14 protein-coding genes and 1 pseudogene are annotated in these 16,125 nt (G+C 71.1%); 11 read left to right on the top strand and 4 right to left on the bottom strand.

The window, feature by feature from the left end:
* Window positions 1-45 precede the first annotated feature (45 nt).
* On the bottom strand, window positions 46-927 hold the full coding sequence (locus tag F4562_RS35460; protein WP_184540026.1) for a fumarylacetoacetate hydrolase family protein: 882 nt from the start codon (window positions 925-927) through the stop codon (window positions 46-48).
* A 349-nt stretch (window positions 928-1,276) separates the two neighbouring features.
* Between F4562_RS35460 and F4562_RS30510 the strand changes: the two genes are divergently transcribed.
* The 8 genes from F4562_RS30510 (at window position 1,277) to F4562_RS30545 (ending at window position 9,465) form a co-directional block, all read left to right on the top strand.
* On the top strand, window positions 1,277-2,368 hold the full coding sequence (locus tag F4562_RS30510) for a Gfo/Idh/MocA family protein (RefSeq protein WP_184540028.1): 1,092 nt from the start codon (window positions 1,277-1,279) through the stop codon (window positions 2,366-2,368).
* A 32-nt stretch (window positions 2,369-2,400) separates the two neighbouring features.
* Window positions 2,401-3,303, top strand: a complete 903-nt coding sequence (locus tag F4562_RS30515) for a sugar phosphate isomerase/epimerase family protein (RefSeq protein WP_184540030.1) — start codon at window positions 2,401-2,403, stop codon at window positions 3,301-3,303.
* 79 nt (window positions 3,304-3,382) lie between these two features.
* Entirely contained in the window at window positions 3,383-4,105 is a 723-nt protein-coding gene (locus F4562_RS36520) for a FadR/GntR family transcriptional regulator (protein WP_184540032.1), read from the top strand.
* A gap of 155 nt (window positions 4,106-4,260) precedes the next feature.
* Entirely contained in the window at window positions 4,261-5,037 is a 777-nt protein-coding gene (locus F4562_RS30525) for an enoyl-CoA hydratase/isomerase family protein (protein ID WP_184540033.1), read from the top strand.
* Between the two features lie 5 nt (window positions 5,038-5,042).
* Window positions 5,043-6,242, top strand: coding sequence for a CaiB/BaiF CoA transferase family protein (locus F4562_RS30530; protein ID WP_221206552.1), 1,200 nt, complete (start codon window positions 5,043-5,045; stop codon window positions 6,240-6,242).
* A gap of 101 nt (window positions 6,243-6,343) precedes the next feature.
* Window positions 6,344-7,546, top strand: coding sequence for an extracellular solute-binding protein (locus tag F4562_RS30535; protein ID WP_184540035.1), 1,203 nt, complete (start codon window positions 6,344-6,346; stop codon window positions 7,544-7,546).
* 81 nt (window positions 7,547-7,627) lie between these two features.
* Window positions 7,628-8,365 carry an SDR family NAD(P)-dependent oxidoreductase gene (locus tag F4562_RS30540; protein WP_184540037.1) on the top strand — a complete coding sequence of 246 codons (738 nt, stop codon included), beginning with the start codon at window positions 7,628-7,630 and terminating at the stop codon, window positions 8,363-8,365.
* Window positions 8,350-9,465 carry an aldose 1-epimerase family protein gene (locus F4562_RS30545; protein WP_221206554.1) on the top strand — a complete coding sequence of 372 codons (1,116 nt, stop codon included), beginning with the start codon at window positions 8,350-8,352 and terminating at the stop codon, window positions 9,463-9,465. Before F4562_RS30540 ends, F4562_RS30545 begins: the two co-directional genes overlap by 16 nt.
* A 207-nt stretch (window positions 9,466-9,672) precedes the next feature.
* Here the strand turns inward: F4562_RS30545 and F4562_RS30550 are convergent, their stop codons facing one another.
* Together F4562_RS30550 and F4562_RS30555 are read right to left on the bottom strand one after the other, a co-directional pair.
* Entirely contained in the window at window positions 9,673-10,635 is a 963-nt protein-coding gene (locus F4562_RS30550; RefSeq protein WP_184540039.1) for an adenylate/guanylate cyclase domain-containing protein, read from the bottom strand.
* A 185-nt stretch (window positions 10,636-10,820) separates the two neighbouring features.
* Window positions 10,821-11,894, bottom strand: coding sequence for a LacI family DNA-binding transcriptional regulator (locus F4562_RS30555; RefSeq protein ID WP_184540041.1), 1,074 nt, complete (start codon window positions 11,892-11,894; stop codon window positions 10,821-10,823).
* Between the two features lie 95 nt (window positions 11,895-11,989).
* Between F4562_RS30555 and F4562_RS30560 the strand changes: the two genes are divergently transcribed.
* Window positions 11,990-13,051, top strand: coding sequence for an SIS domain-containing protein (locus tag F4562_RS30560; protein WP_184540043.1), 1,062 nt, complete (start codon window positions 11,990-11,992; stop codon window positions 13,049-13,051).
* A 283-nt stretch (window positions 13,052-13,334) separates the two neighbouring features.
* Window positions 13,335-13,865 (top strand): ATP-binding protein, encoded by a 531-nt coding sequence (locus F4562_RS30565; RefSeq protein ID WP_311733925.1) that lies wholly within the window; start codon window positions 13,335-13,337, stop codon window positions 13,863-13,865.
* 128 nt (window positions 13,866-13,993) lie between these two features.
* On the opposite strand, the pseudogene F4562_RS30570 reads toward F4562_RS30565, so the two are convergent.
* A pseudogene (locus F4562_RS30570) lies at window positions 13,994-14,173 on the bottom strand (IS481 family transposase); the annotation flags it as partial.
* A gap of 529 nt (window positions 14,174-14,702) precedes the next feature.
* Here F4562_RS30570 and F4562_RS30575 point away from each other — a divergent pair.
* Entirely contained in the window at window positions 14,703-16,097 is a 1,395-nt protein-coding gene (locus tag F4562_RS30575) for a cytochrome P450 (protein WP_184540048.1), read from the top strand.
* The last annotated feature ends 28 nt before the right edge of the window (window positions 16,098-16,125 follow it).

Below are 16,125 nucleotides of genomic sequence, written 5' to 3' on the forward strand. Positions count from 1 at the left end.
CCGCGCACAGGACGCCTCCGCGCGGGTCCCGGCCGCGGCCGGTCCCTACAGGTCCGCGAGCGGGCCCATGCCGGCCTTGCCGTGGACGACCGTGCTGGTCAGGCTGCCCACCTCGCCGATCGCGATCGTGATCTCGTCGTCCGGCAGGAGGGTGAACGGCAGCTCGGGGACCAGGCTCGTGCCGGTGGCGAGCACGGCCCCGTCCGGGAAGACGTCCTCGCGGAACAGGTATCCGGCCAGCTCGTCGAGCTTGCGGTGCAGCTCGGAGGTCGACGACCTGCCGTCCCACACCACCCCGTCCCCGCGGCGGATGGCGAGCGTGATCTCCAGGGCGTACGGGTCGGGGACCTCCCAGGCCGGGCGGATCGCCGGTCCGACCGCGCAGCCGCCCAGGTAGATCTTGGCCTGCGGCAGGTAGAGCGGGTTCTCGCCCTCGATGCTGCGGGAGCTCATGTCGTTGCAGACGGTGTAGCCCACGATCTCGCCGTGCCGGTTGAGCACCAGGGCCAGCTCGGGCTCGGGGACGTTCACCGGGGAGTCGGCGCGGACGGACACCCGCCCGCCGTCCCCGGTCACCCGCCACGCCGCCGACTTGAAGAACAACTCCGGCCGATCGGCGTCGTAGACCAGCTCGTACACGCTCGCCGCCCGCTCGCTCTCGGCGACCCGGGCCTCCCTGGACCGCCGGTAGGTGACCCCGGCCGCCCAGACCTCCATCCGGCCGTCGACCGGGGGCAGCAGCCGCGCGTCACCGGCCGCGGGGCCGGGGCCGCTCTCGCAGCGCTCCCGGATCTCCGGCAGGCGCAGCCGGAGCAGCTCGCCGAGGGTGGCGACCCCGCCGAGCTCCCGCACCTCCCCGGGGATCCGCTCCGCGAGACCGACCCGCGCCGGGCCGCCGTCGCCGGTGGTGTAACGCACGATGTGCACGGCTTCTCCTTCGCTGCCGGGCTCCGCCGGCGACCTCGCCGGCGACTTCGCCGACGCCTGCCGACGGCCGGTCGGGGGTCCGTCGGCGACTCGGCCGAGGCTCCCGCCGGTCCGTCGGCGCCTTGGCCGGAAGCCCCCGCCGCCGCGCTCCGGCGGCCGGTCGGGTCCTTTGGCCCCATGGGCAAGACGGTAGGCGGGCCCTCTCCGCCGGGTCAAGGTTCATCAGATGATCGAAAAACTTCATCTGATGAAAGGTCTAGTCATTCCGTCGTGCTCCGGGCTACGCTCCCGGCAGTGAAACCGCTCACACCCCGGTAATCGCCCTGGTTAGGGCGCTCTAGGAGGAAGCGTGGGGGAAACCACAGGACTGCTGCCGGACCCGCCCATCCGGTGCAGGGACTTCGGGATCGGGGCGATCGGCGCGGGATTCATCATGGCCGACGTCCAGCTCGACGCCTACCGCCGGGCGGGCTTCACCGTACGGGCCCTCGCGTCGCGGACCGGGGAACGGGCCGCGGAGGTCGCGCGGCGCTGGGACATCCCCACCGTGCACGCCACACCGGAGGAGCTGATCGAGGACGAGCAGGTCGAGATCCTCGACATCGCCTACCCGCCGCACCTGCAGCCCGACCTGATCCGCCGGGCGCTGCGGCAGCCGCACATCAAGGGCATCCTCGCCCAGAAGCCCTTCGCGCTGTCCCTCGCGGACGCCCAAGCCCTCGTCGAGGAGGCCGAGGCGGCCGGCAAGACCCTCTCGATCAACCAGAACATGCGCTACGACCAGTCGATGCGGGTCCTGCGGCAGCTCATCGACCGGGGAGAGCTGGGCGAGATCGTCACCGCGACGATCGACATGCGGGCGGTGCCCCACTGGCAGCCGTTCCTGGCCGACTACGGCCGCCTGACCCTGCTCAACATGAGCATCCACCACCTCGACGTGCTGCGCTTCCTGCTCGGCGAACCCGTCGACGTCTACACGGCGGCCCGGACCGACCCGCGCACCCCCTTCGCGCACACCGACGGCGTGGTCGTCTCGACCATCCGGTTCGAGAGCGGCGCGCTCGCGGTCAGCCTCGACGACGTCTGGACCGGCCCGGTCGACCAGGGCGTCGACTCCGACACCGGGATCCGGTGGCGGGTGGAGGGCACCGACGGGCTGGCCCAGGGCACCATCGGCTGGCCCGACTACCCCGACGGCTCACCGAGCACGCTGCGCTACAGCAGCAAGAACACCGGCGGGAGCTGGGTCGAGCCCACCTGGTCCACGTGCTGGTTCCCCGACGCCTTCGCCGGGGTGATGGAGCAGCTCCAGTACGCCGTGGCCCGGGGCGAGCGTCCCGCGCTCGACGCCCGCGACAACCTGCGCACCATGGCGCTGGTCGAGGCGGCGTACCGCTCGCTCGCCGAGCACCGCGCCGTGCCCCTGGCCGAATTCCTCTAGAACCGTTCCAGCCCCCACCAAGGAGGTCCACAGTGCTCCAGGTCGGCATCTTCTCCGGTATCTACCAACACGATCTGGCGGAGACCGCGCGCCGGATCCGCGCGCACGGGTTCAACGCCGTGCAGTTCGACCTCGACTTCGCCGACCCCGCGTACGCGGAGGGAGAGCTGAGCGAGCGGCAGTGCCGGGAGATCCGCGACACCTACCGGCGGCACGACCTGCCCATCGTGAGCGTCTCCGGCTACACCAACATCGTCCACCCCGACCTGGAGGAGCGGAAGCGGCGCAACGAGCGGCTCAAGTCGCTGATCCGCAACGGCCGTGCCCTCGGCACGCCGTACGTGATCAGTGAGACCGGCACGTTCAACACCGACAGCGACTGGGCCCCGCACCCGCGCAACACCACCGAGGCGGGCTACGCCGAGTGCCTGGAGGCGGTGGGCGAGCTGGTCGAGGTGGCCCGCGAGCACGACGCGGTCTTCTGCGTGGAGACCTACGTCAACAACGTGATCGGTTCCATCGACGCCACGCTCCGGCTCTTCCGCGACATCGACAGCCCGCACCTCGGCCTGGTGATGGACCCCACCAACTACTACGAGGACCACAACCTCGACGACATGGACGGGGTGATGCGCCGGTTGTTCGCCGACCTCGGTGACAAGATCCGCATCGCGCACGCCAAGGACGTCGCCCGCGCCACCGACACCGGGGAGAAGCACGCGGAGACCGGCGCGGCGGAGTACCTCTCCTTCCGCGGGGTCGGCGCCATGGAGCTGCACGGGCCGGGCCAGGGGGCGTTGAACTACCCCCTGTTCTTCGAGCTGCTGGCCGCGCGGCACCCCAACATGACGGTGATCATCGAGCACGTGACCGAGGACGAGGCCCCGGCGGCCAAGCAGTTCGTCGACGACAAGATGATCGAGGTCGGTGTCTGATCTGATGGGGACCGTCACCGTCCAGCCCCCGGCGGGTCTTCCCCCCGCCGGGCTCCCGACAAGGACCTGAGGAGACCAGGTGGTCACTCGCCCGTACCCGGAAGGCCCCCGGCACGCCCGTGTGGTGCACACGCTCGGACAGCGGATCGTGACGGGCGAACTCGACCCGGGCAACCCGCTGCCGACCGAGGAGCAACTCGTCGCCGAACTCGGCGTCGGGCGGTCCGCGGTCCGCGAAGGCGTGAAGGTGCTCGCGGGCAAGGGGCTGCTGGCCAGCCGGACCAGCGCCGGAACCCGGGTGCGTCCGCGTGACTCCTGGAACCTCCTCGACCCCGACGTGCTGAGCTGGCGGTTCGTCCCCACCCCTGAACCGCGCGACGTCCGGATGCTGGCGGATCTGCGGATCGCGCTGGAGCCCGGCGCGGCGCGGGTCGCCGCCGAGCGGGCGGACGCCGAGGGTGTCCGCGGCATCGACGAGGCCCTGGCCGCGCTGTACGCGACCGCCGACGACCCGGACGCCTTCATCGAGGCCGACCTCGGCTTCCACCGGGCGGTGTTCGCGGCCAGCGGCAACGACCTGCTCCTCTACATCTACGAGATGATCAGCATCGCCCTGCGCTCGGTGCGGCAGGTGCACACCCGGGCGATCGCCCACAACAAGGAGACGCTGCCCAACCACGAGCGGGTGGCGGTGGCCATCCGCCGCCACCACCACCGCAAGGCGGAGGAGGCCATGCGCGACGTGGTCGAGGTCGCGCGGGCCGACGCCGAGCAGCACATCCGGCTCTGCTGCGGCGGCTGAGAGCCGGCACGACGGGGCCGCGCATCCCCGGCCCGCCGTACATCCCCCATACCCGTACATACGTACTCCGTGACGAACCACCCCCGGGGCGTGACCCACGCCCCGGGGGCGGGCAGGCGCGTGCCTGCCCCGGACCAGCGAGGTGACACCACCCCATGAGCGAACCGACGGGCGTCGTGCTCGACGTCGACGGCCCGGTCGCCGTCCTGACCCTGAACCGGCCGGCCAAGCTGAACGCCGTCACCCCGGAGATGGCCGACGCCCTGCGCGACCACGCGGAGGCGGTGAACGAGGACCCGGCCGTCCGCGTGGTCGTGCTGACCGGGGCCGGGCAGCGGTCCTTCTGCGTCGGCAGCGACATCCGCGAGCTCGACGGCTACGACACCGCCTGGCGGTTCCGCAACCGCCGCGACTACGGCGACAGCGTGCGCTCCATCCGCAAGCCGGTGATCGCGGCGGTCAACGGCTACGCCTACGGAGGCGGCCTGGAGCTGGCCATGTCGTGCGACATCCGGCTGGCCGCGGCCGGCGCGACCTTCGCCGCACCCGAGATCAAACTCGGGTGGATCGGCGGCACGGGGCAGTCCGCCCTGCTCGCGCACAGCGCCGGGCCGAGCAACGCCGCGCTCATGCTGCTCACCGGCGACCCGATCGACGCGCCGCAGGCGCTCGCCTGGGGGCTGGTCAGCCGGGTCGTCGAACCGGACGACCTGCTGCCGACCGCCCGGGAGCTGGCCGGCCGCATCGCGGCCCAGGCCCCGATCGCGGCGCAGACCGCCAAGGCCAACCTGCACGCGACCTACTCGATGCCGCTCGACCAGGCCATCCAGTACGAGCGTGACCTGCAGACCATCTGTTTCGCGACACAGGACGCGGCCGAGGGACGACAGGCGTTCGCGCAGCGGCGCGAACCCCGCTTCACCGGCCGCTGAGGGGGATGAGCATGGGAATCCTGGACGGCTACCGCGTGATCGACCTGTCGATCGCGATGGCCGGGCCGCTCGCCGCGATGCGCCTGGGCGACCTGGGCGCCGACGTGGTGAAGGTCGAACCGGTGACCGGGGAGTGGCAGCGCCACGCCCCGGCCGGCGGGGCCACGGGCAAGCGCGTGAACGCGTCCTTCCTGTCGCTGAACCGGAACAAGCGCAGTCTCGCGGTGAACCTCAAGTCGGAGGAGGGCCGCCGGATCGTCCACGACCTCGCCCGCACCGCCGACGTCTTCCTGCAGAACTACCGGCCCGGCGTGGCCGAACGGCTCGGCATGGACTACGAGACGATCCGCGGGATCAACCCGCGCATCGTCTACGTGTCGATGTCGGGGTACGGCGAGTCCGGCCCCTACGCCACCCGGCCGGGCCAGGACCTGCTGCTGCAGGCGATGAGCGGGGCCATGTTCAGCACCGGGCGGGAGTCGGACGCCCCGCTGCCCTCCGGCACCTACGCCATCGACGCGATCACCGCCTACAGCGCCTTCGAGGGTGCGCTCGCCGCCCTGCTCCACCGGGAGCGGACCGGCGAGGGGCAGCGGGTGACGGTCAACATGCTGGACGCCGCCATCGCCGTGCAGATGCAGGAACTGTCGATCTTCACCGTGGGGGGCGTGCCGCAGCGCCGCGGCGCCGAACCGCACGGACACACCTACATCCGCGCGCCGTACGGCGTGTTCGCGACCGCGGACGGCTATCTGGCGCTGGCGATGCCGCCGCTGCCCGAGCTCGCCGCGGTCCTCGACGCGCCGGAGTTGGCCGGTCTCGACACGGACGTCGACGGCCACACCCGCCGGGACGAGATCACCGCCGTCGTCCGCGAGCGGCTGTTGCGGCGCACCGCGGCCGAGTGGCTGGAGCTGTTCACCGCGCACGGCATCTGGGCGGGCCCGGTCCACTCCTACGCCGACGTCGTGGACGACCCGCAGGTGCGGCACAACGGGTCCTTCGTCACCTACGACCATCCGACGGAAGGGCAGGTGACGACCCCGGGGTTCCCGTACGGGTTCAGCGCGACGCCGCCCGAGGTGCGGCGGGGCGCCCCGCTGGCCGGGCAGCACACCCGGGAGATCCTGGCCGAGCTCGGCCTGCCCGCCGACCGGCTCGACGGCCTGGTGGAGGCCGGCGTCGTGGCCGTGGAGGAGGAGTGACGGGAGTGACGGCGGCCGGACCACCCGGGGGAGGGCGGACGGCGGGGCTCCCCGGCGGCGGTGACGCGGCGGCGGGCGGGCTTCTCGGCGGTGACGCGGCGGTGAGTGGGCTTACCGGTGGGGGAGACGCGGCGGCGGGCGGGCTCCTCGGCCTCACCTGGGATCACCCGCGCGGTTACGCGCCGCTGCTGCGGCTGGCCCGCCTCGACGAGGCCGGGACGCACCGGTACGGCCCCGCCGTCGGCGCGCTGCGCTGGGAACGCCAGTCGCTGGAGGGGTTCGAGGCCGAGCCGATCGCCCTGCTGGCGCAGCGGTACGACCTGCTGGTCGTCGACCATCCCGGGCTGGGTGCCGCCGTCGAGTCCGGCTGCCTGGTGGCGATGGACGAGCTGTTCGGCGCGGACGAGCTCGCCGGGTGGCGGGCCCGCACGGTCGGGCCGTCGTTCGACAGCTACACCCTCGACGGCCGGACCTGGGCACTGCCGCTCGACGCGGCCACCCAGGTGGCGGTGGCCCGGCCCGACCTGCTCGCCGGGGAACTCCCGCAGACCTGGGAGGAGGTCGCCGGCCTGGCGCGTTCGGCGCCGGTGGCGCTCTGCCTCGGCGGACCGCACGCCTTCCTGACGTTCTGCGCCGTCGCCGTCTCCGCCGGTGCGGAACCGGGGACCCGGGACGAGGAGTTCGTGCCCCGCACCACCGGCCTGGCCGTGCTCGACCTGCTCGCGCAGCTCGCCGCGCTGACCGACCCGGAGGTGTCGCGGCGCAACCCCATCGGGGTCCTCTCCGCGATGGCCGGCGACGGGGGGCCCGCCTACTGCCCGCTCGTCTACGGGTACGCCTCCTACCACCGCGCGCGCGAGGGGCACCGCCGCCTCACCGCCGCCGGGGCACCCGTGTGGCGGCCCGGCCGGCGGCCCGGCAGCGTGCTCGGCGGCACCGGCCTCGCCGTGTCGGCCCGGGTGGCGGGTCCCGGCGAGCGCGACGCGGTCCGCGCGCACCTGCGCAGGCTGCTGTCCGAGCCGGTCCAGACGGAGCTCTTCCCGGCGGAGGACGGCCAGCCCGCCGCCCTCGCCGCCTGGACCGACGACGGGGTGAACGCCCGGTTCGGCGGTTTCTACCGCGACACCCTGCCCACGCTGAAGGCCGCCTGGATCCGGCCGCGCTTCCCCGGTTTCATCGGTTTCCAGGCCGGGGCGTCGGCCGTCGTCCGCGACGGGCTCGCCGCGGGGACGCCGCACCCCGCCCTGCTCGACCGGCTCGACGCGCTCTGGCGTGCCGCGCGGCCCGTGACCGGCCGCCGATGACAAGGGAGCTGTGAGACTGATGTGGTTTTTGCCGGATTTAAAGAACATAAGTAATAGATGTCGGAATTTGGGAGGCGAGATATGACGACGGCACTCGTCACCGGAGCGGGCGGCGCCCTCGGCCGGTCGATCGCCCTCAGGCTCGCGTCGGACGGCCACGCCGTGGCCGTGCTCGACATCACCGCCGCCGCGGTCGAGGAGACGGCGCGGCTGGTGGAGAAGCAGGGCGGCACGGCCCTCCCCCTCACCGTGGACCTGCGGGACGCCACCGCCATCGACGGCGCGTTCGCCCGCACCGCGGAGGAGCTGGGCCCGGTGGGGATCCTGGTGAACAACGCGGCCGTCTACCCCAGCCGTCCGTTCCGTGAGGTCCCGCTCGCCGAGTACGACGACGTCGTCGCCGTCAACCAGCGGGCGTACTGGATCGCCGCGCAGGCCGCGACCGCCCAGATGGTCCCCACCGGGGGAGGGGCGATCGTGAACATCGCGTCGATCACCATGCACGGCGGCTGGGCCGACCTCGCGGCCTACGTCTCGACGAAGGGTGCCGCCGCCGCGCTCACCAGAGCGCTGGCCCGGGAGCTCGGGCCGCACGAGATCCGGGTCAACTGCGTCTCCCCGGGAGCCTTCCCGACGGACGCGGAGAAGATCCACCCGGATCCGGAGGAGTACCACCGCTTCGTGCTGGAGCGGCAGTCGCTGAAGCGGCGCGGCCGGGGAGAGGAGCTGGCGGCGGTCGTGTCCTTCCTCGCCGGGCCCGACGCGTCGTTCGTCACCGGCCAGACGGTCGAGGTCAACGGAGGATGGGTGATGTCGTGAGGATGCACGGGCAGGATCTGGGCAGGCAGGACCTCGCCGCGCGGGCGGGCGACCTGAGCGCCGCCGGAGGGGTGCGGCTCGTCACGCTGGGCGACGGAGTCGAGCGGGGCATCCGGACCCTGGAGTTCCGCACCGGCAGCGGCCTGGCGTTCGACGTGCTCGTCGACCGCTGCATGGACATCGGCGCCGCCGAGCACGCGGGCCGGGCCTTCGGCTGGCGGTCCGCCACCGGTTTCCGCCACCCCGGGCTGCACGAGCACGCCGACGAGGACGGGCTGTCGTGGCTGCGTTCCTTCTCCGGCCTGATCGTCACCGCCGGTCTCGACCACACGCTGTTCGGCGGCGAGGTGGACGCGACGGCGTACCGGTACCCGCCGCGGCGCACGGCCCGGCACGGCCTGCACGGCAGGGTCGGCAACATCCCCGCCCGGCTGACCGGGTACGGCGAGCGGTGGGACGGCGAGCGGTGCGTGCTCTGGGCGGAGGGCGAGGTCCGGCAGGCCGCGATCTTCGGCGAGCGCCTCCGGCTGACCCGGCGGATCGAGGCCGACCTCGGCGGGGACGAGATCCGCCTGGTCGACACCGTGGTCAACGCCGGGTTCGACCCCACCCCGCACATGTACCTGTACCACATCAACCTCGGCTGGCCGCTGCTCGACGAGGGGTCCCGTGTCCTCGCACCGGTGGTGAAGACGCTGTGGCACAGCGACAGCGTCGCCGAGCAGGGCGTGGACAACCGGGTGATGCCGCCCCCGCTGCCGGGCTTCGTGGAGCAGGTCTACGAGCACGCCCTCGCCGCCGACGGGGACGGGCTCACCGGGGCGGCGGTCGTCAACGACCGGCTGGAGACGGCGGTCAGCGTCACCTGGCGGGCCGAGGAGTTCCCGTGCTTCTTCCAGTGGCTCAATCTGCGCGCCGGAGACTACGCCGTCGGCCTGGAGCCGTCGACGCACCACGTGGCCGGTGACGCGGCGGCCCGCGAGGACGGCAGCATGATCTGGCTGGGCCCCGGCGAATCCCGGACGTACCACACCGCGTTCCGGGTGCACCGGGGCGCCGAGGAGATCGAGGTTCTGGAGCGGCGGCTGGCCACCCCCTGAGGTCGGGCCATCCGCGCAGAGGACCGGCCGCGCAGAGGACCGGCCGCGCAGACGGCCACCCGCGCAGACGGACGGCCGGCCCGCGGGCGGCACCCGGCGTTCCGGAGGGGGCGCCGGGTGCTCCGGCGGAACGGCTCCGCGACCGGGCCCGTGATCGGGTTCACGATCAGGTCCGTGATCGGATCAGTCTTGGGTGACGCGGCCGGGTCAGCCCCGGGTGATGAGGAACGGGACGAGCTCGCCCAGCCCGCGCACGGTGAGGCGGTCGACCGGGTGGAGCGCGAACGCCGCGTCGCCTTCCAGTTCCTCGGCCATCGCGGGGTCGGCGAGCACGGCGTCGGCCGGGGCGAGTGCGGTGAGCCTGCTGGCCAGGTTCACCGTGGTGCCGAACACGTCGCCCATCCGGCCGATCACCTGGCCGACGGCCAGGCCCACCCGGAGCGCGGGCATGGTCTTCGCCCTGGCGTGCAGCTCCACCAGCCGCAGGCCGATGTCGGCCGCCGTGGCGGCGGTCTCGGTGACGAACAGCACCGAGTCGCCGAGCGTCTTCACCACCCGGCCGCCCGAGGAGGTGACGACGTCGGCGGATCGGCTCTCGAAACGTTCGACGAGGCGGGCCAGCTCGGGTTCGGTGATCTGGCGGCTCAGCCGGGTGAACCCGACCAGGTCGGCGAAGCCCACGGCCAGCCGTACGGTGCTGATCTCCTGGTCCACGATGCGGCCCGCGGCGGAGGCCAGCTGGCGTCGCCAGGCGTAGACGAGCAGCTGTTCGAGGTCGGGAACCACCCGGTCCGCGCGGGTGCGCCAGGCGGCGGCGCGGTCCTGGAGCGGGACCCCCGCCTGGTCGAGCGTCTCGGCGCCCAGCTCGGCCTGCGACTCCGCCAGCCGGGCGGTCGCCCTGCCCAGCGAGCGGGTCATCAACAGCACGCGCTCCTCGTCGTACGTCCCGTCCTGGGCCAGGCCGACCAAGGTCTTGAGCGCCTCGACGTCGGCGTCGGTGAACTCCACCGCGTCGTCGGGGACGTTGGCGAAGCCGAGGGCACGCCAGAAGCGGCGGGCGCGGTAGACCGGCACGCCCGCCATCGCGGCCACCTGATGGCTCGTGTAGCGGCGGTTCTGCCGGAGGAACGCCTCCGTCAGCCCGTCCGCCAACGGATCCTCGACCGTCATCACTTCTATCCGTTCTTGGACCCACGCCAGAATCGCAACATACATCCCGTGAGCGGTCGGAGGCCAGCGCGGGCGCTCCGGCCGCGATTCCCCTCCCGTGCGGGACGGGCCCGCGCTCCCGCGGGAACATGCCGCCTGAACCACGAGAATCCCTTCCCTGTGGGGTGGGTCCGCACTCCGGCGGCTCAGGGGCGTACGGCCACCGAGCCGCGTTCGACGAGTGTCGAGGTCAGCCGCACGTGGCGCGGCTCGGCCGTGTCGCCCTGGAGCCGGTTGATCAGCAGGGTGGTCGCGCGGGCCCCCAGCTCGTAGACCGGTTGGGCGATCACCGTCAGCGGCGGGTTCAGCACCTCCGCCCACTCGGTGTCGTCGAAGGAGATCAGTGAGACGTCGTCCGGGATGCGCCGGCCCGCCGCCCGCACGGCCTGGATCACACCGAGGGCGATGACGCTGTCCGTGGCGAGGATCGCGGTCGGCGGCGTGCCGAGCTCCAGCAGCGACATGGTCTGCACGAACGCGTCCTGGCGCCGGGGGCCGCCGACGCGCACGTAGTCGCCCGCCAGGTCGCCCGCCAGCCCGGCCTCCTTCAGCGCCTGGCGGTAGCCGGTCAGCCGGTCGCCGCCGGTGGAGATGGCACGCGGCCGGCCGGCGGTCGCCCCGCCCTCCCGGCGCACGGCCATGGCGCCGCTGACGTAGCCGATCCGCCGGTGCCCGGCGGCGACGAGGTGCCGGACCGCGTCGCGGGCGGCCGCCCGGTTGTGCACCAGGACCGTGTCGAAGTCGGTGCCCCGGACACGGCGGTCGACGAGCACGACGTGGGCACCGGTGGCCCGCGCCTCCGCCAGGTGCGCGCCGTCGTCGTTGGACGCCGCCGCCACGATCAGGCCGTCCACCCTCTTGTCGAGGAACAGCTTGACGGCGGCCCGTTCGGCCTCCAGGTCCTCGTCGGAGTTGGCGAGGACGACCTCGAACCCGGACGCGCGCGCGACGTCGGTGATCGCCCGGGTGACGCGGGCGAAGAACGGGTTCTCGATGTCCGCGACGATCACCCCGATCGTCTGCGTCCGTCCCGTGATCATGCTGCGGGCCAGGGCGTTCGGCCGGTACCCCAGCTCGGAGGCCGCGGCGGTCACCCGCTCCAGGGTGTCGCGCCGCACCGTCCCGTAACCGCCGAGGGCACGCGCGGCCGTCGCCGTCGACACGCCGGCCGCGCGGGCGACGTCGGCGATCGTGACGGAGGTCGCTGGTCTGTTTCTCATGTCGGCCACGAGTGTAGGGCAGGGGGGTTGACAGTGGAACGACCGGCTGAGAACGTTCTCATTCAGATTACTGAGAACGTTCTCAATGGAGTGAGATGGCACCCGCAGCACCCGGAACCCCGAACCCGGCCGTCCGCGCCCCGCGCCCCGTGGAGGCCGACTTCCTGCCCACCCTCGACCACGCGCTGGCGCAGCGCGCCACGATCGGGGCCTTCGTCGGCGACGTCCTGGCCGACGGGATCAGCGACGTCTTCTTCCTCGGCTGCGGCGGCTCCTACGCCTCCAGCGTCCACGCCGCCACCACCCTCGCCGACCGCGTCGGCGGCCTGGCCGTGCACAACCTCTTCAGCACCGACGTGGCCGCGACGGCGCCGGCGCGGCTCGGCCCCCGCTCCCTCGTGATCGCCTCGGCGCACTCCGGCGCGACCCCCGAGACGGTCGCCGCCACCAAGGCCGCGCGGCAGGCCGGCGCGAAGGTGATCTCGCTGTCCCAGCGGGCCGACTCCCCCCTCGGCAGGCTGGCCGACCTGGCGCTCGACTACCGCAGCGAGCGCACCATCACCTCGGCCAAGCAGATCCTGCTCTCCCACATCACCTGGGCCCTGCTGGAGGGCGGCGGCGATACGCCCGCCGAGACGGCCGCCGCCGTCCGCGAGGCGTACGACGCGCTGCCGGGTGCGCTGCGCGCGAGCCTGGACGAGGCCGACGAGAAGCTGGGCCGTGTCGCCGCCGACCTGGCCGCGAGCCCGTTCGTCTTCGTCCTCGGGGCCGGCCCCACCTTCGGCGCCGCCTACCTGCTGTCCATGTGCTATCTCATGGAGATGCAGTGGAAGCGCTCGGCGTCCTTCCGGGCCGGCGAGTTCTTCCACGGCGCGTTCGAGATGGTCGAGGGCGACGCGGGTGTCATCACCTTCGTCGGTGAAGACCTCACCCGCCCGGCCGCCGAGCGGGCCGCCAGGTTCGCCGGCCGCTACACCGCCCACGCGCACCACGTCGACTCCCGAGACCTCACCCTGCCCGGCGTCCCGCCGGTGCTGCGCGCTGAGGTCGCCCCGATCGCCCTCGGCGTCCTCGCCGGCAGGCTCGCCGAGCACTTCGAGGCCGTCACCGGCCACTCCCTCGACGAACGCCGTTACATGTACAAGGTCGACTACTGAGCCTTTTTCATCCTGTGCAGCGCTCGTCTTCGAGGGCTTGCAGGACGAGGACGGCCTGCAGGACGGCGGTGGGGTGGTGGGGTGGTGGGGGCTGCAGCGGAGCTTCGGCAAAAGCTTCCACGCTTCCGGGGGCCGATGGCGTGTTCGCCGAGGGCCCGGATACGGGCGTGGGCACGGTTGACGTTCTTCCGGCCGCGACGACACCACCCGCCGCAGCCGCCGCAAGAGCGCCAACCTGCCCAACGGCAAGACCTTCGAGTCCTGAAAGAGCGAGCTGTCGTCCATCCCGCAGGCCACCCGGAACGCCCTGCGCACCCCGGAACGGATCAGCCGCCGAGAGAAGTGCGTGATCTCCGGCCCGTCCGGCACCGGCAGGCCTGACTTCATGGAAGCCCTCTGTCACGAGGCCATCGACGCCGACCTGCGCGTGTCCCGGTTCCCCCTGGAAACCCTGGCCGTCACCATCGGCCGCGCCGAAGCCGACAGCGGCGTCGCCCGGACCATCGCCAGGATCTGCCGCTCCGACATCGTCGTGGTCGACGGCATCGGCCTGCCGCCGGTAAGCCACGAGACCGCCGAAGCCTTCTACCGCTTGGTGGACGCCGCTTACGAACGCGGCGGCCTCGCCGTCACCAGCGACATCCATCCCTCCGGCTTCGACGCGATCATGCCCGAGACCGTGGCCACTGCCACCGTCGACCGCCTCATGCACCGCGTTCACATGGTCGAGACCGGCGGCGAGTCCCGCCGCCTGGCCAAGGCATTGGCCGGGAAGGGACGGGAAGGGAATCGTCCCCTCGATGTGATCGGCTGATGACCTCAGTCGGGACTCACGGTCGTGACCGTCGTCCATCCTCCCTCACGGCCGCCTACCGGCATTTCCGCTGACCGTCAGACCGCACTGCGGTGACCGTCCAGCAGCAGATCATCCCGTCCGTCCACAATCTGATGCGGACAGGTATCGGGCCGGTGCGTGCGGTCAGCCAGGTCGCCGCCGCGATACCGACGCATCCCACGTGTGCACCGACTGCCGCGCACCCCGTCCCGCTCGATGACCTTGGTCACCGGACACCCCGCTTCCACTTCCGACACAGCGCGATACCGCTGCTCCACGACGCTCAGCTCCACCAGCGCCGACCCGCACCCCCATGTGATCGCCACCGATCACATGAAAGGCAGGTCAACCGACGGGGTGAATGTCTGCTGAGGCCGCCGCGTCAGGCGTCGATCGAGACGGGACAACAGGCCGACGCGGCCACTCCAAGAACTTCACATATGCTTTCAAATTTCTTCCAGTCAGCCGCAAGGGTGCCCTCATAAAATAACTGCGCTATTCGCCCGTCACTCCACGAGTATTTGTTCGGATGATTCACGAGAAGTCGAGATCTTTTGAATCGGTCGCAGGATTATTATCTTCAAGGCGTGCCGAGAGACCGGTTCCGCACCCGCATGTCCGCCGCACTTTCGGCGCCATGCGGAAGCCTCAGTGCTCAACTGAATCTGAATGCTCGAAATGGTTCGACGAGCTGGTCGGCGGCCGGGGGCCGCCGACTGAATTGGCTACACGGCTCCGGAACGGGATGATCGAGTTCACGGAAGCAAAGAGAACAGACCGAAGTCGATCGGAAACCACAAGACGGAGGATCGATCAGTGTCAAGCACGCATGCAGGCTCGACGGCCGCCAGTGGAAAGCCAATTCTCAAGAGCGTGCCCAGGCTCAGCCTCAGGGAGAACCTGGCCGCCGTATCCGCCATCCGGCGCGACCAGCTGGAGTTCATGCAAAACGCGGTGCGGAACCACGGGGACATCTTTCACATGCGCCTCGGCGGACTCCCGATGATCATGGTGAATCATCCCGACCACTTCCAGCGCGTCCTGGTTGACAACCACCCGAACTACGACAAAGACAACTTCCTCTACCGTGCGGTGCGTAGCGTTCTCCGGGAAGGGCTCATCGGAAACATCGGAGGTGAGTCATGGCGTCATCACCGTCGACTGATGCAACCCTCCTTCCATCGCTCGCGGGTAGCCGATTTCGTAGTGAACATCACCGACCTCACCGCGGAGCTGTTTCGGAGATGGGAGTCCCAGCTGTATGTCGACGACCTCGTGGACGTGACAACGGAAATCGCCGACCTGGCCCTGAGGATCGTGCTGCGCTCTCTGTTCGGCGTTGACATGGACGAGCGCAGCAGGAAATTCGCCGAGGAGTTCGTGGAGGTAAATACCATTGTAGGGGATTTTTTCCGGTTCCCCTTCCCGCCGCTGAGCTGGCGGACTCCCTCCCGGAATCGGCTGCGAACCCTCATCAAGGAGATGGACGGCTTCGTCTCGCACCTGATCCAAGCGCGAACAAGTGACGACAGCGAGCGGAACGATCTGTTCACGCGGCTGCTCAACGCGAGAGATGCGAAGACCGGGACCGGGCTCACTCCCGGCCAGCTCGCCAACGAGATTTTGGCGATGATCGTGGCCGGCTATGAGACGTCCAGTAACTCCATCTCCTGGATCTTCTATCAGCTCGCAGAGCATCAAGAGATCCAAAGGCGCGTACAGGACGAGGTGGACGACGTATTGGGCGGTCGCCCTCCAACCTTCGACGATCTCCCAAAACTGACGTATACCGGAATGGTCATCGACGAGACGCTCCGTCTGTTCACCCCGGCCTGGCACACGATGCGGCACGCAATAGAGGAGGATGTGATCGGCGGATATCACATCCCGAAGGGCAGCAACATATATCTGAACCTGTTCATCTATCATCGGCACCCCGACTTCTGGCCGGAACCGACACGCTTCAATCCCGAACGCTTCTCCCCGGAGGAGGTCGCAAAGCGCCCCCGTAACCTCTACCAGCCCTACGGGAGCGGACCGCGCTTGTGCATCGGAAAGCACTTCGCTCAGGCGGAGCTCCTCATCATGGCTGCGATGTTCGCTCAAACCTTCCATGTCACCAGGCCGCAGGGTCAGCCTCCCGTCGGTTTCGCCCCCTTGATCACGCTGCACCCCAAGGGGGGAATACACCTTCGGCTGCGTCGCCGCTGACTCCGCATGAGACCCGGTGCAGCTGAGC

This window comes from Streptosporangium becharense (assembly GCF_014204985.1).
Classification (GTDB): domain Bacteria; phylum Actinomycetota; class Actinomycetes; order Streptosporangiales; family Streptosporangiaceae; genus Streptosporangium; species Streptosporangium becharense.

What these genes read in the sequence shown, in the direction of transcription:
- F4562_RS30545 (WP_221206554.1), top strand. Translation starts at nt 8,350, where the DNA reads ATGGGTGATGTCGTGAGGATGCACGGGCAGGATCTGGGCAGGCAGGAC.
- F4562_RS30540 (WP_184540037.1), top strand. Translation starts at nt 7,628, where the DNA reads ATGACGACGGCACTCGTCACCGGAGCGGGCGGCGCCCTCGGCCGGTCG.
- F4562_RS30555 (WP_184540041.1), bottom strand. Translation starts at nt 11,894, where the DNA reads ATGAGAAACAGACCAGCGACCTCCGTCACGATCGCCGACGTCGCCCGC.
- F4562_RS30530 (WP_221206552.1), top strand. Translation starts at nt 5,043, where the DNA reads ATGAGCATGGGAATCCTGGACGGCTACCGCGTGATCGACCTGTCGATC.
- F4562_RS30560 (WP_184540043.1), top strand. Translation starts at nt 11,990, where the DNA reads ATGGCACCCGCAGCACCCGGAACCCCGAACCCGGCCGTCCGCGCCCCG.
- F4562_RS30550 (WP_184540039.1), bottom strand. Translation starts at nt 10,635, where the DNA reads ATGACGGTCGAGGATCCGTTGGCGGACGGGCTGACGGAGGCGTTCCTC.
- F4562_RS30525 (WP_184540033.1), top strand. Translation starts at nt 4,261, where the DNA reads ATGAGCGAACCGACGGGCGTCGTGCTCGACGTCGACGGCCCGGTCGCC.